Genomic DNA, 18,608 nt, shown 5'->3' with positions numbered 1-18,608 from the left:
ACAATATAAGGGAGTTTAACTCCCTTTTTTATTTTAAATGAAAAGTAGTAAAATGCTAATTATTCTGCTTAAATTTGTTGAGCAGCCTTGTATAGAATTCTTTCTTTTCACCGTCCGATAGTTTGGTCAGTCTCTCGACTATTAACTCCGGCGTGCTTTTTGCCAGGTAGTTATAGCGAGGAGTCCTGTCCACTATAAGGTTCAGGTTCGCATCCAGCCCTTTTGCTTCGATACCGTCTATACGTATCGGGTATTTTGTGTTCTTAAGTATCTGCTCGGCCAGGTGGCTTACGAAAACAGCCATACAATTATCATTATCATGAAGGGTCTCAAGTATTCCCGCAATGATCCTCGCGGATGCGCCTGGCTCCGTAATGGATTCAAGCTCGTCAACGAGCACTACCTTGCTGTTTTTCGATATTACTGTGGAAAAATCCTTTATGGTAGTCTCGAACGCACCTGCGCTAAGCGTGCCTTTTGACTTACTGAAGTACAATAGCTCATCTACAAGCCCTATTTCAGCTGATTCCGCCGGTACCGGGAAGCCCATGTGCGCCAGTATCGTTACCTGAGCTATAAGATCAAGCATAGTAGTCTTACCGCCCGAATTAACACCGCTCAATATCACTACTTTTTCGGCTTTTGTCTCGGGATTCTTTACTCCGACGCTATAATTTACAGGTTCAACTTTCTTTGCCGAAGGGCCGCCAATGAATATATTTCGGGCATTCTGAAGATTGATACCAGCTTTTTTCGTCAGTTTTGGCATTCTTAATTCATAATCTACTGAAAAAAGCCCTATAGCATAGTACATATCGAACTCAAGCATATCTTTGACGACATCCTTACAGGTCTTTTCATATTTAGATAACTTTTTAGCGCTTGATCTTTTCATTTCCAGGCTGCGGCTCACCAGCTGTTTATTTATGGCGTTCTTGAAGCTTTCTACGCCCCGGTAATTGATCTCGATCGGATATACGACCTCGTCGTTAAACATGAGGTCGACGTGCTGCATCTCAAATGATCTTAACGAAAGCTCTTTTTTTATCGTCTCTTTCGATTCTCCGATAACTTCCGCGTATGCCTTGTTCACTTCTTTTTCAAGCATGTTCTTCAAGCCGCTGTCTGCGCCCTTTTCACCGAACATCCCTAAAAGCTGAGAGCCTTTCAGAGTCACCGTGCTCTTTTCCATACGCTCGCTAAGGTCGTTATTGGCCTTTTTTAATACGGACTTCAATACATCGTTAAAACGTTTTAAAATATCCTTAAGCCGATCAAGCTCCTGGTCCACACCTAATACAAGCTCACCGTCAGGCGTGATCATTGAAAGCTCTCCGGATAGCTCGGCCATAGCCTGGTCGTTTAAATAAGTGCAAAGCTCGAAACCGGACCTCGACCTGATCAGCTTTATGACTTCAAGTGCCGATTCTACAGGCTCTTTGTTCGCGGCGAAAAACCCTATGGTGACCTCCGGTACAAGCCACCAGATATCTTTGGCATCATCGACGAACTCTATGCTGACATCCTCTGGCAGGTCGTTAGCTGTGAATTTATTACCAAGTACCAGAGTCTGGGAGTAGCCTCTTGCAAGATCGATAAGCTCATGAAAATTATCAACGTGGGAAATATCCAGATAATGGTCAATATCGTTGTTTTTGAGTGTCTCAAAATCTTTTTTATTATCTGCTACTATCACCCTGTCACGGGATTTTGTCACATTTGATGGCGCTTTTAGATTCCTCACCCGTTTTAAACAGGTATCAAGCTCGTCATTCTTTGACCTTGAGATCTTTTGCGCTAGCTCAATATATTTTTTTATATCAGACTGTATGGATCTTATGGAATCGGAATTTCTGGACGGATACGGGAAATAGGTGCTCAGCTTTGAACGCGAATATGTAGTATGGGAGTAGGACCTTATAAGCCCTATAAGCCTTTCATATACGTTCATTGCTTCATTTGTCTTTAAAAAATCATCCGGAGATACTCCTTCTTCGGACGATATCATCTCATGGATAATAGAGATAGCATATTTTTCGCTGATGCCCGGTACTTCGGCCAGGCTTGCTACATCACGCTTTATTAATACCTCAAGCGCTTTTTGTTCTGAACCAAAATGACTGATGAGCTTTGATGATATTTTTTCCCCTATACCGGGTAGTTCCGTAAGTCCGCCGTTCACTAGCTTAAATTTGTCATATTACTATTAAAGCCTTAGCAAGCAGGCTGAAAGTAATAAGCACCATAGTTAATTGATATTGCTGTCCAAGAAAATATTGATAAAACAGAAATATTTATTGGTCAGGTTTTTACTATATCCCAGAGCCTTACCGTATTATCATTCCCTCCGCTTATAGCTAAAGTGCCATCGGGGGATATTGCAACACAGTTGACCTCATCTTTATGAAGCTCTGTTATGGCCAGGCATTCACCGGTCTCTACATCCCATAAGCGGACAGTACAGTCCTGGCTTGCTGATAAAGCCAGCTTTCCATCCTGAGATAAAGCAACACCTTTTATTCTTCCTACATGGCCGTTATATGTCCGTAAACATTTACCTGTCTCAAAGTCCCATAATTTTAAAGTCTTATCGCCGCTGCCAGTAAGGATATGTTTACAGTCATTCGAAAGTGCCATGCAGTAAATATAGCCGTCATGCCCCTCAATAGAGCGTAAATACTTACCTTTTTCAAGGTCCCATATACGTATACTCTTATCCCAGCTTGCAGAAAGGCCGATCTTACCGTCTGACGTGAACGCGACAGAGCTTACAGTGTTCTTATGGCCTTTGAGAACATGTAATAGCTCCCCGGTCCTGATATCATGATAGTCCAACAAATGGTCCCTTGTGCCGCAAAGAGTAAAGTTATCATCCGAAGATAATGCGACACTTGTAATAGGCCCTTCGCCAGTTTCCAGGATATGTTTCCTTACTTTCATCTTTAGGTCCCATATCCTTAAAGTCCTGTCATCACTTCCCGATACTGCAATGTTTCCATCAGAGGAAAATACAACTGAGTTGACTATCCATCCATGACCTTCAAAGATCTTTACACTTTCTTCTTTTTCCAGGTCCCAGTATCTTACTGTCCTGTCTTCCCCGGCCGAAAGAGCGAATTTATTATCAGGCGAGATCGCCACGGTAAATATATGATCTGTGTGGCCGTAAAGGTCTTTTCTCCATTTTAGAGTCATGCCATTTTTTTCTATGCCGGCACCATCTGTATCAGTTAAGCCGGGACAAAATGTTTTTTTGAGATGATCGTTCAGGTTTCTCATGATCAGGACCTCCCTAAAATATCATTACTCTTCCAGTCTTTTCTTATCGAGCGCGATCTTCAGATTATTCTGTGCATCTAAAAATTTAGAGTCTATGTCAAGTGCTTTTTCAAAATTAACTATAGCCTTGTCATACCTTCCCATATCAAAATAGACCATACCAAGATTATTATAGGCGATCTCATATTCAGGCGCTAACTTTATCGCCTCGTTGAACTCTTCTATCGATTTATCAAGCATGCCGAGCCTGTGATAAGCTATGCCGAGCTTATTATGCGCATCCGGAAAAGCACTATCAAGCCAGATAGCCGTCTTAAACTCTTTTATCGCATCCTCCAGCTCATTTTTCCCCAGCAGAAGAGTGCCGAGATTATAATGGGCTTCAAGTGATCCGGGGTCATGATCTATGGCCAGGCGATACTGTTCGATAGCTTCATTCATTTCCCCTTTATGCGCATAGACAACGCCAAGGTTATAATATGGCTCATAACTTTCCGGCTGACACCTGATAGCCTGGTTATATTCTTTTATCGCATTGTCCAGCTCATCTCTTTCGGCATGGATTCCTGCCAGAAGAATATGCGCCTCATAAAAATCGGGATCTATCTCTATTGCTTTTTTATATACTTCTATAGAGTCGTCAGGATAGCCGGCATAATATAGCGCGATACCAAAGCTCACATATGCCTCGGGAATATCGTCCTTTATCTTTAAAAGCTCGGAAAATTCAGGCAACGCGTCATCAAGCAATCCTTTGATCACATATGCGTTCGCGAGGTTGAGCCTTGCCCCGATATGTTCAGGATCCAGGCTCTTAGCCTTTTTATATTCTTCTATAGCTTCATCCATCCGGTCATTCATGTCAAGAGTGAGACCAAGGTTAAAATGAGCATCAGCATTATCGGGATCCAGCCTAATCGCTTCAGAGAACTCTTTTATGGAATCGTCATACTGGCCTTTTATACCATAATCGATCGCCAGCCTGATATGTGCATCTACATTATTCGGATCGCTTTCCAGAATTTTCTTTAACTCGTTTATTTCCTCGTCAACGCTGCCGGGCATATTACCACAATTATATAATAATAAATCAATATATAATAAAAGTTAGTATTTAATTAAGTAGCAAATGTGCCTTAATTCAAGGTCATGGCCTTTAATATCTCCATGGCCACGATTTTATCAAGGGGCTGGTTCTTATTGCCGCATTTTGGAGAATATATGCATGAAGGGCATCCGTCCTTGCATTCGCAATCCCTTATCAGATCGATGGTAGCGTTGGTCAGTTCAGGGAATATCTCATAACATTTTTCAGCTATCCCTATCCCGCCTTCGTATGCGTCATAGATGAAGATCGTAGGCTTACCTGTATCTGCGTGCTCCGGGGTTGAAAGACCTCCAATGTCCCACCTGTCGCATAAGGCATACATAGGTGTCATCGCGATCATCGCATGCTCTACTGCATGTATACCGCCGTTGAAGTCCTTTCCTTCATTTAAAAGAGTATCATGTAACTTATGGGGTAATGTAAACCACATTGCTACGGACTCGAATACCTGCGGCGGCAGGTCAAGCGGGTAATATCCGACTAATTTTTCATAGCGCTTGACCGCGTACTCGTAATATTGCTCCGTCACCGTGACTTCGCCCACATGGACGTCAATACCGTTCACGATCTTACTTTGCCTTTCGTTCTTGATCGCAACATCGGAAAGCTTCAATGCCTCAGTATAATAATCTACTTCCTGTCTGACGGCTTTAGCTATGCCCTGCCTGATGTCCAGCTCGTCAATGAGATAGGAGTCCCCCTGATGTAACAGAACGGCCCCCGTATGCGCATCCGAACAGGCCCTGGAAAATTCCATAGTCTCTATCAGACGGCCATCGCAAAGTACCTTTACCGAATGGCTGGAAATATTCTGTAGATCGACAATTTCAGACGGGCTCTTTGAGCCGCCATATACGAAACCTCTTGGCGTCTTTCGCAATATTCCTGCTGAGGACATGGCATCCAGTATCTCCCCTACATCTCCGAAATACATTGAGTCGTTTGCCGTAAGCGGCATCTCTGCAGAAGCGCACATCAAATGTCCCATAAGTATGTATGGATTATGAAGATCGATGATAGCCTCCTCGTTTCGGGCACTGAAAAATTTATCCGGGTGCTTCATATAGTATTGGTCAAGAGGGTTCTCGAAAGCCACCATGGTGATCAGCGCATCGGAAGTGCCTCTTCCCGCCCTTCCTGCCTGCTGCCATGTCGATATGCGCGTGCCCGGATAGCCCGATATTATGACCGAATCAAGTGAGCCGATGTCTATGCCGACCTCTAGCGCATTCGTCGACGTGACACCTTTAAGCCTCTCCTCTTTTAGGTCGTTCTCGATCTTTCGCCTGTCCTCGGGAAGATATCCTGCCCTGTATGGCGTTATGTAATTCCGGTATATCCCGTTATCATACTCTCTCGCCCACCGGGATATCAGCTCGGCCATACGCCTTGAGGGAGCGAAACACAAAGTATGAAGCCCATGATGGAGCTGCTTGACGAAGAGCCCAACTGTTTCCTGGTGTGTCGATGCCCTTTTATCCCCTATCAGCGGCGGGTTCCATAGCATGAAATATTTTTTTCCTCTGCCGGAGCCGTCTTTTGAGACCGCTACAAAATCCTTGCCGGTCAATTTATTAGAAAGCTCCACTGGATTTGAGATCGTCGCCGAGGATAATATGAATACAGGATCAGAGCCGTATCTTTTAAGGATACGCCTGAGCCTCCTGAGTAACATCGCGACGTTCGACCCAAAGACGCCTCTGTACATATGAGCCTCGTCGATAATGACATATTTTAGGTTTGAGAAAAAACGCCTCCATCGGTCATGCCATGGAAGATATTTATGAATGGCGTAAGGGTTGCTGATGATAATGCGGGACGTATCCCTGATACCTGCTCTGGAGGATTGGGGAGTATCACCGTCATAGACTGCCGGCATTGCCTTAGTGCCCAGCTCAGAATCCATGGAAATAAGCGTCTTGAGCTGGTCGTTAGAAAGGGCTTTCATAGGATAGAGATATAATGCCGTAGCTTTTTTATCGTTCAACAATGTCTCAAATACAGGGACATTGAACGCTAGCGTCTTACCGGAAGCTGTCGGGGTCGTGATTATGACGTTATTGCCTTCAAGCGCCAGGTCTATCGCTTTAGCCTGGTGTGAATAGAGCCTTATACCGTGGGAGTCAAGATACTCCCTTAGCCTTTCATTTAAAATATGGTTGACGTCATCGAATTGCGGTTCTTTTGGGTCGATCTCTTCTATATGGATTATCTGACCTTCATAGTCATCCGAGATCTTGATATCCCTTATAAATTCCTCAACAGCGCTCATCTTTACACTCGTCTTCACAAAAGCTTGAAAATATTTTCATAAGCATTAGCAGGTCCTGCTTGTTATGTTCTATTATGGGGACCAGCGGACCGGGGTTGCCTGTCTTAAGATATTCCTCGTAAAACTCCGGGACCAGCGCTCCCGGGACATCGTCCATTCTCTCGTGACCGAATAAATACTTCTCCACGGTCTTCAAGCATGTATCGGGAAGCGTGCCTTTAAACGCCCTCCTGGCGAACGGCAGCATATCGAAATGCGTGTTCCTGATATCATCCCCAATATCATAATACCACCTTCTCTGGTTGATATAAGGTACATCGAATGAACGTCCGTTATAGGACAGGAGCGGGTCGGATCCTATGAGCGAGCAGAAAGAGCTTAATGCCGCAGGCTCTTCCTCTATGTTCCTGGCAAGATACTGTACGATACATAGCTGATCGCCTTCGATACAGGCAGCTCCGAAAAGAATGATGGGCCTTGAGAACAAACCCATCGTCTCTATATCGAAAGCCTTTATGCAGTCTTTTCCGGTAAAAGCGGATACGTATAGGTTCAAAGGATGTGACCTGGGCAGCCAGTGGCACATCTCTTCCTGAATAACAAGAGCATCGCCCGAATCCAGCATCTCGATAAATCTTTTTGCCTGCTCTTTCCATTTTGAATGATGCAGCAGATCTTCAATGCTGCAATATCCTCCGGCTTTCAGCTTTCCCTCATTCTCAAAGCCTATTCCCCGTAGTAGTTGAAGATTCGACAGGATACGCTTTCGTGCAAGTTCTTTATCTATCCTGAAAGGCTTAAAATCGTAAAGATTTTTAATGATAAAACAGTCACCTTGCTCTGAACAGAGGATCTCCCCGCTTATCGCATCTTCGAGTTTGATCCCGTCAAATTTTTCAAGATATTTTTTCTTGACCCTTATGCCGTCGCGGTAATCATCGTCATATATCCATGAAGGCATGAAATTCTCTTTTAGAGAAGGCTGTTCCTCACCTGGCAGTACATCATACTCTTTCCAGCCGTCCTCTCTGGACCTCAGCCTTCCGGCGATGACATCCAGCCTTTCCCTGTCCTTCAATTGATATCATTGTGGTTTTAGAGTGCAATGTTTTAAAACTTTTTCCCGTGGGTGTTCTGAATCTATTCGAATCAAGTCTCAGCAATGCGAATAAAAGACATGCCTATAATATAAGAAATATACATAATACCGCTTAGAGGCGAGTCGAAAATGTAGTTTCGAGGGAAACCTTAATATTGGATAGCAGTATAGTATAGTGCGCACAACAAGTTGGGCCCGTGGTCTAGCCGGTTATGACGTCGCCTTGACATGGCGGAGGTCATGAGTTCGAATCTCATCGGGCCCACCAGTGACTCTTTATTATGAACTTTAACCGATCGTTCAATCGATACTTTGGATACTATTATAACCATTTGTGGAAAAACTATAAATAAGCAGGATTAGTATAAAACGATTCCAGTCACCTGTTGAACAGGATCTATAATAGCAGGAACAAGACAGTCCCGTGGGGTAGTGGTCAATCCTGCTGGACTTTGGATTTCAGGGTAATACCCTGGAAGAAGACATCCGGCGACTCCGGTTCGAATCCGGACGGGACTATGTTATTTATTTTAAAGTAATACCAGGCTAAAAGAAAGAGTAGTGAAATCAAATTTTCGAGTACTCCGATAAGGCAACATTGAACTGAACAATCGACTAAGTATTGTATTTTGCCCTCTGATATGCCTTTTTCAATTTATCGTATCCTGCTTTTGTGAACGGGCAGACTTTGATACATATGCTGCAGCCATAATGAGTGCTGAAATATTCCAGACATTTATCGCCGTCCGTCGTCGTATATTGCCCGGACTCATCAATGACCTTTTTCTCGTAGATAGCTCCGACCTTACAGTTTTTTATGCATCTTCCGCATGTTGTGCAATATTCCTCTACCCACGAGTAATCCTCTCCAGGCGTGTTCTGGAAGTTTTCAATATCTGTGAACACAACAGCTATTCGCTGTGATGCGCCGTTTGCCTTTGATATTAATAACCCATGCCTTCCAAGAGCACCCATGCCCGCTCTTTGAGCCAGTGCAGGATAATCAACGACGCCGCCAAGTGAATGGCAGGGGACCGCATTATAGCCGTTACTTCTTAAAAACTTAGTGATCTTATTGACTATGACTCCGGTATTGCCATATGTCTTCTGTACTTCTATCATGCAATCTACGCTCGGCGCGGTCAATATGTTTTCTTTATCCATTTCTCCTGTTATGACTATCGCATTTTTATAGGGAATGGATTTTCCTTTGAATATAAATTCATCAGGAATGCGGATATATGCAATGTCGAGAGCGCCCCAATTCTTTGCCTTATTCTCCAGCGTTTTTTGGAACGATCCATCTACCTCTGTTTTATTTGAATTCGTTTGACTCCTGGCATAATCGATGGCTTTTCTAAAAGAAAGCTGCACTTTTATCAATGCCTGCAATAATCTCATTAATTTTGATAAGGGTATATTCAGCATCATCATTTTTTCATTCATGAATGTATGCCGCTTCTTTGAGTGAATACCTGATACTATAGGATTTGCACTGTTCTCATACAATGTAGCATCATATTTCTCTAACAACGAGTCAATTCCATTTACATCATTGTTCCCGGATATTCTCTTTATTAATCCGAAAATACTGCTCATCTTCATTTTAATCACCTACTTTCTCGTAAGTCTTTTAGTCTACCTTACCGCTGAATATGGATATTATAGGCATCTAAAATTTTACTAATATGAAAAATTTTGATCAACATCATAACTAAGCCCTCATACCTTTGAAATGAACATCTCAATAAACAAGCTCGATACTTCTTCATAGCCGATATCGGTCGTAAAGGCGTTCACTATGAAATAGTTCATATTGAGGCCGAAAAGGAACGATAAGAAAGTAGCAGCCAGTAGTTTCGGATCATTTGTCCCGTTATTCTTCCGGTTATATTCATCAAAGTATTTAATCAGAATATTCCTCAGGTTTTCAGGAAAACTCATAAAGCTGTCATCATTCTCAGAAAGGCCGTCGATATCCTTCATATTCATCTTGATTATCTTGCGGTTCTTCGATATGACATCCTTTAGAATATTACTCATCATCGTAAGGTCTTTCTTAAGATCCCATGTGAATTGATCCATTTCAAATCTTTTTATTGCTGGAGGAAACAGCATTCCTTCCAGAAGAGTTTTAAAAATATCCCGTTTGGTCTTAAAATGCCTGAAAAGGGTCATCTCACTAATACAAGCCCTCTCTGCGATGTCTTTGGTAGTGACGCTCGAATAGCCCTTGTTTGAGAAAAGTTCCAGGGCAGCCACTAATATACCCTCTCGGGTCATTTCTTTACTCATTCTAAACACTCCGACAACAATATTCCTAAATATGTTCACTAAGTCAGAATTTTCTTTAAGTTCCATTTATATTTTTTATCAGGATAGAACATAGTCCGGTAATGGACCGTATCTTTGTTTGCATGCGGATTCTCTAAAAACATCATATTTTGGTATTTTGGCATATATAATGTTAGTGAGTACTAACTATTGTTATTATGAATACATATATTTTCCCGTATGGTATTCTTTTAATATGAACCGGAATAATTTATCAAAAATCATAAAAGACTATAGATCTATGATATACAGTCAGGAACATATTATTCAGACTGATTTTATAACGGTTTATTGACTACATCAAGTTTAAATACATAAATATCCATTAAAAATCAGAATGAGCGCTAACGGCATAGATTCTCTTTTAGGGTTCAATAAAACTGAACTCATCAATAATATAGAGACCAGCCTGGTCGGAATGACCGGCATGGATCATGCAATAATCGACATTATTCTTGCTATCACCATCATTATATTATCGTACGGTCTTGCCAAACTAGCCAAACTGTTCGTTTCGGTCATCGGCCCCAAGGTCGTATCACATACAAATACAACACTCGACGACGAGATCATCAAAGCCGTTAACGGCCCGCTTCAATTATTCATTTTTGTGCTTGGCGCTTATGTGGCGATTCAGACATTGAACGGAATAACGCCATCCTTGTATAATACCCTTGATTCGCTACTGTTTTTAGCGTTATTGTTCATAGGGGCATATCTTGTCGCCAATCTGGTAAACGCTATAATAAACTGGTATAAGACTGACGTTGCGCCGCATACCGATTCGGACCTGGACGACGCATTAATGCCATTCTTGAATAAGGTGACCGGTGCGGTCATATTCATAATTGCCGGACTTATGGCGCTCGGACAATTCGGCGTCGAGATCACGCCCCTTATAGCCAGCCTGGGTGTAGCAGGTGTCGCCGTCGCGATAGCGGCACAGGAACTCCTTTCAAACCTTTTCGGGGCTCTGGCCATACTTACGGACAGGCCCTATAAGGTAGGGGACAGGATACAAATAACCGACACGGAAGAAGGCGACGTGATAGAAATAGGGTTAAGGAGCACGAGGGTCAAAACACTAGAAGACAAAATAATCATAGTCCCGAATTCAATGATATCCAAATCAAGGATAATCAATTATTCACAGCCCGACACTGTCATCCGTTTCAAGCTTAACGTAGGGATATCCTACGACGCAGACGTAGAAAAGGCGACGAGGATACTTATCGATGTCGCAAGCAAGACCCCGGGTGTCCTGAAGGAAAAGCCGCCAAAAGCATATGTATCCGGACTGGGCGATTTCCGCGTCAACATAATATTACATGTATGGGTCAATGATTACCGGCTTCTTTACGAGGTGCCCGATAAGATCTATAGGGAAACCCTAAAAAGATTCGAAACTGAAGGCATAGAGATACCATACCCCATCACCACGGTACAGCTGGGTAAACAGTCGGAAAAGAATACCGAATTGACGGTCGAGGTCATAGAGAAGAACAGATCAGTTCGCTGACCTTTTTCATATCTTCTATCAATGAGTCTTTGAGTTTCCTGTTATAGATTATAGCGGCCGGATGATAGGCTAACAGTACCGGGATGCCGTTATGCTCGAATATTTTACCGTGCTCATCGCCCAATGAGACGGACCTGTCAAGAAAAGTCTCCCCGGCGGTTTTTCCCAGCAATACGATAAGCTTCGGCGATATGATCTCAATTTGTTTTTTAAGATAAGGATGACATGCTTCAACCTCGCCGGCCTTCGGGGCGCGGTTTTTCGGCGGCCTGCATTTAACGATATTCGTGATATACACTTTTTCCCGCTTTATCCCGTTCTTTTCAAGGACTTCGTTCAATATCTTACCTGCCGAGCCTACAAAGGGCTTTCCATGCTTATCCTCGTTCCTGCCGGGGGCTTCGCCGATGATCATTATCTCGGCATCTATAGGGCCGTCTCCGACGACGACGTTAGTGCGTGATCTCGCAAGTTCGCATCTTTGACAGTTAAGCACGTCGTCTATCTTGTTCAGTATTTCCACCATCTCATCCATTCTATCACCCTACAGGATGCCTGTGATAATTAAAAGAGGATGAATACCAGCAATGTCAGAGATAACGCTGCGATTATCACTGCAGCGGCGAACGCTCCGGACATAGCGACCATTGCATTTGCCGTGCTGGCCAGCTTTGCGATCTTGTGAGAACCGAATACCCTGACGTCCTCGGCTATCTCGATGTCCATACCTACGCTCACGGGCTCAAGGTCGTTTATGGCTTTGTCCACAAGGTTCTCTATAGTGGATATAAGATGGTCGCAATCCAATTTTTGGCCGACGTAATTCGCGCCTGAAAGAGTATTGACAACATGTGTATCTGTGGTCATAACTTCAGCATCGTCGACGGGAAGCTTTTCTATGATCCTTTCCCTCAGCCCGGTTATCATGTTATTGCCATCGATGACAATATATGCCGTCCTCTGGCCGAGAACTTCTATTATGGCGACGCGTATGCCGAGATCGCCCATTCCTTCCAGCCTTGTGCATATAGGTGGCGAGCTGGCTACTCCGAGCTTAATCGGCCCGGACTCCATCGATAATAGCTGTTTGGAAGCGTTAGCAGTAGCCCTTATGATATTGTATGAATCGCGAGTGCCCGGCTCTATTGCTGTCGCGAACGGCTCGGTACAGTTATGAGCGTCAATGATCGTGGCATATTTAGCCCCGGCGACCCTGCTCTCTGCCATTGCCGTAAAGCCCACGGAGAACTCGATGTCTTCCGTAGAAGTCGGCGCCTGTGTCGAAACGAGGAATACGGAATCATTTAGCCTTTGCCCGAGTATCTTAGTATTTCCACACTCGACCCTTAACGACTTAGTGGCACTGTCGCTATATTCCATCCTTTGAAGCGCTATCTTTGCAGCGCTGATAATCTTTTCAGATTCTTCCGCGGTCACAAGATTAAAATCATGGTACGCAGTACCATGAGGCACGAATACAAGTCCTTCCTGGCACGAGCTTAACACGCGGGACACTATCGCAGGCAGATTTCCTCCGCCTATCTCTCCCATCGGCCCGGGGTGAACATAAGGTGTCACAATCAGCGCTTTTATACTTCCGTCCGGCTTTTTAAAGCTGACAACGCTAACAGGCGCATCGATAGACTCCCCGATCTTCTCAAAGAACTCTTCCATGTCCGGAGAGCCGTCCGTAAGATGAGCTATGAAATCCTGTATGAAATCGAAGCTGCTTACCCCGAACGATTTTACCATCGGATAGTCCACATACCTTACAAACACAAAGGCAGCGGTAACGAATATGATGCTGGATACTATAAGGTCCAGGTATATCTCCGGGGTCTTAATGTAATAAAACAGGCATAATCCGCCGAACAACGTCTGAAGCGATGCCGGTATTATAACTTTTGGCAGGCTATTAACTGAAATGCCCAGGAGTATCATCATCCTTAATGCGAATACCAGGGATAACGCCAGTATAAAGCCTGTGAACAGGTAATGAGTGTTTGTGAAGTAAGATATGATGCCGGCTATCTCGCTTACCAGTGAGATTATGACGAGCGAGAACAGCGCCATCAGAGCTGACCTGTTAAATGTAACATTATTCCCAAAGATATTAGAAAGAGGGCTGGTCAACAGTGCGGCCAGCATGGCAGGAACGCCCAGCAGGATCATGCCCGCGATAATATCCTCTTTGAGGCCGTTCGTAAATGCGGTAGCTCCCACGATCACCGATAAAAGTACTATCGCGGCGATGGATACCTTAAAGTCAGGAGCCTCGAACAGGTAGTCGGCATAGCTCGCTAGCTGTTCCTCCATGTTCCTGCCTTTACCCTTTCTTCTCCTCAACCTAGGCATTTTATCCAGGTATATGGACATCCTGTCGCCGATAGGTATCCGTGGTATGTTCTCGGTAGCCGTGGCCGGATCGCTCCTCGGTTATACTATCTCAGTAATATCAATGACCTTTAACGGAACATCTTTCAGAGCCTTGCCGATCTCTTTCTTGGCAATTCTCTCAGCATGTTCTTTATTTTCAGCGTTAAATACTTTCATCTCCAGCAATAAGCCGACTATGCCTGTATTCGCGACTACGAACACGCTATCGAACGGTTCGCCACAAAAAGGGCAAAAAGTAGCGCCTACCTCTACCTCAACGTAATCCATTTTCGGGTTAAGCCTTTTACCTGCCTCGGATATCGCCACGCTCATCGCGTCGTCCACAGATTCCACGTCCCTGACGATCCAGGCAGCCTCTACGACAACCTTATAATCAACCATTTATATCTCCTCGCTGTTTTAGAATCTAATTCCTGTGCATAATACCAGTCTCGCCTACTAGAAAACAGATAAGCGCTGTTAATATGTCGTTACATATCCTAAAACGACATTATTGGTATAAAATTTTTCTTAGCGTTAATTTTATTGATCCACTATGCAACTTTCGAGACTCTTACATATTCATTGTCATATTTAATCTTTGCGAAGACCCGTTTTAGGCGGCGAAAAGGTCTTTTTTCGTTACGCTGAATACGCCGAGGCGGACGCCCGCGTCGAGCCAGGCATGCCCATAGCTAAAGCATACCAGCGCATTAACGAGATCGCCGTCTTCAATAAAATGGACACCGTCGTCATAATAGCAATTTGCCAGGTTAAGATAGTCATTAGCGACTTTCTCCATGAACGATCCGTCGGACGCTGATATCCTGACGTCGTCCAGTGCGGCGCGTAATAGCCCCTTATAGCGATCTGTCTTTTCTTTTAGGTCTGCAGCCATTTTATCTTCTCCCGAACACTTTTTGGAACAGGCTTTCAGTAAAACCTTTCCTTGTTTCCGGCGTTTCTTCCCGCCTCATATTAATGGGCGCCTTCACTTCAGGCTCCAGTTCATCCTCGACCTCGAAGTCAGGCTCATCGTCAGGCGATACATCCTCGGAGCCGCCGCCATGCTTACTTCTCCTGACCCTTATCTCTACCAGCACAGGGCGCGATATGTCCGGGCTGACTATTAGAGCCACACCCGGCGGAAGTCTCTTGATCTCTTCTTCGAGTTCCGATGTCATGCCCTCCAGGCTTTTTGTTATTGCCTTCAGGTCATTGGGGTTGGTCACGCGCATTATTATCTGAGTGCTGCACTGGGAGAGGACATTCTTATCCACCTTTGCAGGCCTCTGTGAAATGATCATGAGGCCGATACCGAACTTTCTGCCTTCCGAGGCTATCGTCCTTAGCACTTCGCTGCTCGTCGTCTTAAGGAAGCCTTTTTCAGGGCAGAAATTATGCGCCTCCTCTACAACGATTATACCAGGAGGCACAAGGCCCTGTTTTCTCGCTTCAAACAGGCCGGATAATAATTTTGCCACAATTATCTGCTGGACATCAGGATGTATCCCCTTCATGTCGATTATGCTCGCCCTTCCTTTTACGAATAGCTCTGTAAGGGGTGTCGGCCGGTCTGATAAAAACTCGGAAGTTGCAAGCGGCTCGATTTTATTCACGACGCCCCATTTCGTATTGCTCTTTAAAGATCTGATCTCCCTCATCACATCGGCTATAGTGTAATCTTTACGGTCGTTAACGATCTCGTTCACCGCTTCGTAGATGAGCCCTATTTCAGTATTATTCAGGTCTCCCGGAATGTAGTCGATGATATCTTTTGGCTTAAGGTTCTTGCCGTTAAGCCTCAATACCTTATCAGCATATTCGCATAGATCTAAATTTCCCGGAGTATATACAGTTATATTATCATATCCATATGAGTCGACGTCAAACCTGTCGCCCAGCGTATCGATATCCGCATCGTCATTCGCATATCTAAGCGTGGAGTATTCCCCGTGCGGGTCGATTATCAATAGCGGCACGCCTTTTTCAAGCATCTCTTCCATTATTACGGCAGCTGTGTAAGACTTACCGCTTCCTGTCATCGCAAGTATGCTGCAGTGTTTTTGTACCATTTTATTACGGTCGACCATGACCGGTATCTCGGTGCCATCCAGCAAGCCAAGATAGGCACCTCCGCTGGATAATCCCAGAATATTTATGATCAGCTCCTCATCTGCGATGAACACCTTATCCCCGGGGCAAAAAGGTGTCTTAGGAGTGCGTAAAAGCCCTTGATCGTCCCTTACACCGATAACTGTGGCCTTAGCCACTATCTTATCATTCCCGCGGCTGACGCGTGTGTTACCTGGATTTGCCACAGTCTCCAGACCATAAAGGTCTGACGTATGTGTCATAGTTAAGACCTGTCCCAATACCCATCCGTCGGTGGCGTGCCAGACCTTTACATAGTCTGTTCGCTTAACCTCGGCCGGGTTACTAACTAAGAACTTAAATTCGTGGGACCCGGTCTCTCCGAAAATTATTCCTACCGAGCCTTTCATTTACTATGCCTTCCCCTACCCTTCAATACCATACTGAATTCGAGCCCATTTTATTTAACTTTTTATACTGGACGAACAATGAACATCTAAACGATACTTGAGCCAAACTAATTAATGTTTTTTTAAATGAAATTATAATAAGCATTTATTAGTTAATTATAAATATTAAATAATAATAAATTGATTTATATAGTATTTTATTACTCCGAGAGTCAAGTGGTAAATATATTTGGGTGGGTATAAAGAATGAAAAAGCTACTGGCAATAATAGCTACATCTTTAATAATAGTCTCTGTCTTTTCGCTTACGGCAAATTCTGCCCCGCTGACAACATACCAGAAAAGTCCGATATCGACCGGCATCGATCTGGGCCTTTTCCCGCCGGGAATGTTACAGCAGAATGCTCAGCAAAACAATATACAAAACACTCCACAATCTTCAGGCGACCCTTTCACGCTATCCATATCCGGAAACGTTTACTGTGATAAGATCCCCGTAATGGGCGCAGAAGTCAGCATATATGTCAATGATGTTTTTCGCGGTAAGACCGTGGCAGGAGACCTATACATGTTCCAGGTCCCTAATGTTAGAACCGGGGATATCATAAAAGTCGTCGCAGTATACGAAGGACATACGGGAACAGCCACAGAGGTCGTCAAATTAAAGAACATGTACCTGGATGTCAAGGTATACAGCGGAGAATCGTTCCTGAAGAGAGCCCTTGAGATCATCCCTACGGAAGAAGAGCTAAAACAGGCTGAAGAACTAGAAAAGCAACAGCAAGAGCAGCAATTACAGCAACAGCAGCAACAACAGCAACAGCAGCAGCAGCAACAACAGCAACAGCAGCAGCAACAACAACAGCAACAACAACAGCCGAGTTCCAGCGCATCCCAGGGTTTCGTAAGCGCTAAAACACTAACCCAAAATGCGCTCCCTAACGCATGGAATAATTTCTATGATTCGATGTCCAAAAAGATGAATTTCTAAGATAAGTCGACTTATATTCGTCTTATCTTATGCGAATTCATTTAGAGCTTCTTCCTCAAGAAAATGAAGTTCGGCAGGGATCACCATGATGTGAAGCGGCCCTCCAAAGTCGTATGACTTGAGCCTGTCTATCCTGTCGGCTTTCACGCACGGGTCGCTCGAACCGGCCCGTGCGATCCCTACACACAACGAGTCAGTGAGCACATTCTCCATCCTTTTTTCCTCCACCTTAAGAAGCAGTTCTACACCCTGATTTACGGTCATGTAACCTTTTTCACGATCTATGTCGAGGAATATGATGGTATGAAGCCCGTTCTGCTTATTCATTTTTATAGTGTCATAAGGAGCTTCCGACACTATGTTCTTATACGGGAACGCTATTGTAGCTGATTTTCCAAACCTGTAATTCTGTAATCCAGTCAATCCGCATACGGCTGACGCTATAGATGACCCGTGTATAATTGAGGTACTTATCCCCATTTCTTTTGCCCTTAGCCGCAGGTCAATGTGTGTCGTGGCGACCATAGCATCGCCGCCTGTTAAAAATACTACTTTTTTATCCAGGGCATCTTTAAGGACGTTTTCTTTCGGATGCTGTTCTACGTCCTCTCGTGCCAGTACTTTTACAGGCTTTCCGTAAAGGCCTTCCATTTTTTCTATGCTGGAGCCCATGAGCCTTGACGTATAGAACTCGGCATATATGACGTCTGCTTCTTGAATGGCTTTTAATCCTTTAAGTGATACGTCTTCCTCGTCGTAGAGGCCCAGACCGATAAATGTGAGCATGATGAACAATCCTGACACATAATCCGTAAATCATGACATAAAATCTTAACGATAGAAAAGACTATTTTATACAAGACGCAAGATGACCAAGTTGGTTAAAAACAAAGGGCTCAAAGAAAACTAACTCTCAACACAAAATATTTGATGAGCGGGTTCTTGCTCAGGTTTTAAGAATGAAAGAACGTGTCGTACCTACCCGTTCTTTGAGATGATGTTTTTTATGGTTGTGCCTGTCGGATGGCAGGTAGGCACGTAATTTCACAGAAACACGGAAACACAAAATTTTTTTATATGATTTTTTAAGAAATCAAAAAGCACTAAGAATTTACTCACCAAACCAC

15 protein-coding genes and 2 tRNA genes are annotated in these 18,608 nt (G+C 44.0%); 4 read left to right on the top strand and 13 right to left on the bottom strand.

From position 1 onward, the window contains the following. Positions 1-55 precede the first annotated feature (55 nt). From CUJ83_RS15945 to CUJ83_RS12470, 5 genes are all read right to left on the bottom strand, one after another. The gene (locus CUJ83_RS15945; protein WP_230742655.1) at positions 56-2,182 is read right to left on the bottom strand and encodes a MutS-related protein; all 2,127 of its coding nucleotides are present in this window, start codon (positions 2,180-2,182) and stop codon (positions 56-58) included. Between the two features lie 119 nt (positions 2,183-2,301). Next, positions 2,302-3,279: a WD40 repeat domain-containing protein gene (locus tag CUJ83_RS12485; protein ID WP_230742654.1), complete on the bottom strand. Its 978-nt coding sequence runs from the start codon at positions 3,277-3,279 to the stop codon at positions 2,302-2,304. 24 nt (positions 3,280-3,303) lie between these two features. Continuing rightward, a complete protein-coding gene (locus tag CUJ83_RS12480) occupies positions 3,304-4,344 on the bottom strand; it encodes a tetratricopeptide repeat protein (protein ID WP_230742653.1) in 1,041 nt (346 codons plus the stop codon). Positions 4,345-4,415: 71 nt separating this feature from the next. After that, positions 4,416-6,659, bottom strand: a complete 2,244-nt coding sequence (locus tag CUJ83_RS12475) for a DEAD/DEAH box helicase (RefSeq protein WP_230742652.1) — start codon at positions 6,657-6,659, stop codon at positions 4,416-4,418. Next, on the bottom strand, positions 6,646-7,737 hold the full coding sequence (locus CUJ83_RS12470; protein ID WP_230742651.1) for a ribonuclease H-like domain-containing protein: 1,092 nt from the start codon (positions 7,735-7,737) through the stop codon (positions 6,646-6,648). Before CUJ83_RS12470 ends, CUJ83_RS12475 begins: the two co-directional genes overlap by 14 nt. Positions 7,738-7,949: 212 nt before the next feature. On the opposite strand from CUJ83_RS12470, the gene CUJ83_RS12465 reads away from it, so the two are divergent. Then, positions 7,950-8,026: transfer RNA gene (locus CUJ83_RS12465), tRNA-Val, on the top strand. A gap of 150 nt (positions 8,027-8,176) precedes the next feature. After that, positions 8,177-8,277 (top strand) — tRNA-Gln (locus CUJ83_RS12460). A gap of 96 nt (positions 8,278-8,373) precedes the next feature. Here the strand turns inward: CUJ83_RS12460 and CUJ83_RS12455 are convergent. Continuing rightward, complete coding sequence (locus CUJ83_RS12455; protein WP_230742650.1) at positions 8,374-9,363, bottom strand: 4Fe-4S dicluster domain-containing protein; 990 nt, start codon at positions 9,361-9,363, stop codon at positions 8,374-8,376. Positions 9,364-9,480: 117 nt separating this feature from the next. Next, positions 9,481-10,053 carry a TetR/AcrR family transcriptional regulator gene (locus tag CUJ83_RS12450; RefSeq protein WP_230742649.1) on the bottom strand — a complete coding sequence of 191 codons (573 nt, stop codon included), beginning with the start codon at positions 10,051-10,053 and terminating at the stop codon, positions 9,481-9,483. A 376-nt stretch (positions 10,054-10,429) separates the two neighbouring features. Between CUJ83_RS12450 and CUJ83_RS12445 the strand changes: the two genes are divergently transcribed. Next, complete coding sequence (locus CUJ83_RS12445) at positions 10,430-11,611, top strand: mechanosensitive ion channel family protein (protein WP_230742648.1); 1,182 nt, start codon at positions 10,430-10,432, stop codon at positions 11,609-11,611. Here the strand turns inward: CUJ83_RS12445 and CUJ83_RS12440 are convergent. From CUJ83_RS12440 to CUJ83_RS12420, 5 genes are all read right to left on the bottom strand, one after another. After that, positions 11,583-12,146: a uracil-DNA glycosylase gene (locus CUJ83_RS12440; protein ID WP_230742647.1), complete on the bottom strand. Its 564-nt coding sequence runs from the start codon at positions 12,144-12,146 to the stop codon at positions 11,583-11,585. The genes CUJ83_RS12445 and CUJ83_RS12440 overlap by 29 nt on opposite strands. A gap of 29 nt (positions 12,147-12,175) precedes the next feature. Further along, entirely contained in the window at positions 12,176-13,966 is a 1,791-nt protein-coding gene (locus CUJ83_RS12435; protein ID WP_230742646.1) for a DUF2070 family protein, read from the bottom strand. Between the two features lie 81 nt (positions 13,967-14,047). Next, a complete protein-coding gene (locus CUJ83_RS12430; protein ID WP_230742645.1) occupies positions 14,048-14,389 on the bottom strand; it encodes a DUF555 domain-containing protein in 342 nt (113 codons plus the stop codon). Positions 14,390-14,603: 214 nt separating this feature from the next. Then, positions 14,604-14,885 (bottom strand): DUF357 domain-containing protein, encoded by a 282-nt coding sequence (locus CUJ83_RS12425; RefSeq protein WP_230742644.1) that lies wholly within the window; start codon positions 14,883-14,885, stop codon positions 14,604-14,606. A gap of 1 nt (position 14,886) precedes the next feature. Next, positions 14,887-16,491, bottom strand: coding sequence for a helicase HerA domain-containing protein (locus CUJ83_RS12420; RefSeq protein WP_230742643.1), 1,605 nt, complete (start codon positions 16,489-16,491; stop codon positions 14,887-14,889). A 246-nt stretch (positions 16,492-16,737) separates the two neighbouring features. Between CUJ83_RS12420 and CUJ83_RS12415 the strand changes: the two genes are divergently transcribed. Beyond that, entirely contained in the window at positions 16,738-17,481 is a 744-nt protein-coding gene (locus CUJ83_RS12415; RefSeq protein WP_230742642.1) for a hypothetical protein, read from the top strand. A gap of 27 nt (positions 17,482-17,508) precedes the next feature. On the opposite strand, the gene dph5 is transcribed toward CUJ83_RS12415, so the two are convergent. Continuing rightward, positions 17,509-18,267 carry a diphthine synthase gene (dph5, locus tag CUJ83_RS12410; RefSeq protein WP_230742759.1) on the bottom strand — a complete coding sequence of 253 codons (759 nt, stop codon included), beginning with the start codon at positions 18,265-18,267 and terminating at the stop codon, positions 17,509-17,511. Positions 18,268-18,608 lie beyond the last annotated feature (341 nt).

Source organism: Methanooceanicella nereidis (assembly GCF_021023085.1).
GTDB lineage: Archaea > Halobacteriota > Methanocellia > Methanocellales > Methanocellaceae > Methanooceanicella > Methanooceanicella nereidis.
The sequence above is the reverse complement of the archived record's forward strand: the minus strand, read 5'-3'. Positions and strand labels throughout refer to the sequence as shown.

Excerpts from the sequence above, each read along its gene's own strand:
- CUJ83_RS12485 (WP_230742654.1), bottom strand. The coding sequence starts at position 3,279 with ATGAGAAACCTGAACGATCATCTCAAAAAAACATTTTGTCCCGGCTTA.
- CUJ83_RS12480 (WP_230742653.1), bottom strand. The coding sequence starts at position 4,344 with ATGCCCGGCAGCGTTGACGAGGAAATAAACGAGTTAAAGAAAATTCTG.
- CUJ83_RS12475 (WP_230742652.1), bottom strand. The coding sequence starts at position 6,659 with ATGAGCGCTGTTGAGGAATTTATAAGGGATATCAAGATCTCGGATGAC.
- CUJ83_RS12455 (WP_230742650.1), bottom strand. The coding sequence starts at position 9,363 with ATGAAGATGAGCAGTATTTTCGGATTAATAAAGAGAATATCCGGGAAC.
- CUJ83_RS12450 (WP_230742649.1), bottom strand. The coding sequence starts at position 10,053 with ATGAGTAAAGAAATGACCCGAGAGGGTATATTAGTGGCTGCCCTGGAA.
- CUJ83_RS12445 (WP_230742648.1), top strand. The coding sequence starts at position 10,430 with ATGAGCGCTAACGGCATAGATTCTCTTTTAGGGTTCAATAAAACTGAA.
- CUJ83_RS12440 (WP_230742647.1), bottom strand. The coding sequence starts at position 12,146 with ATGGATGAGATGGTGGAAATACTGAACAAGATAGACGACGTGCTTAAC.
- CUJ83_RS12435 (WP_230742646.1), bottom strand. The coding sequence starts at position 13,966 with ATGCCTAGGTTGAGGAGAAGAAAGGGTAAAGGCAGGAACATGGAGGAA.
- CUJ83_RS12430 (WP_230742645.1), bottom strand. The coding sequence starts at position 14,389 with ATGGTTGATTATAAGGTTGTCGTAGAGGCTGCCTGGATCGTCAGGGAC.
- CUJ83_RS12425 (WP_230742644.1), bottom strand. The coding sequence starts at position 14,885 with ATGGCTGCAGACCTAAAAGAAAAGACAGATCGCTATAAGGGGCTATTA.
- CUJ83_RS12420 (WP_230742643.1), bottom strand. The coding sequence starts at position 16,491 with ATGAAAGGCTCGGTAGGAATAATTTTCGGAGAGACCGGGTCCCACGAA.
- CUJ83_RS12415 (WP_230742642.1), top strand. The coding sequence starts at position 16,738 with ATGAAAAAGCTACTGGCAATAATAGCTACATCTTTAATAATAGTCTCT.
- dph5 (WP_230742759.1), bottom strand. The coding sequence starts at position 18,267 with ATGCTCACATTTATCGGTCTGGGCCTCTACGACGAGGAAGACGTATCA.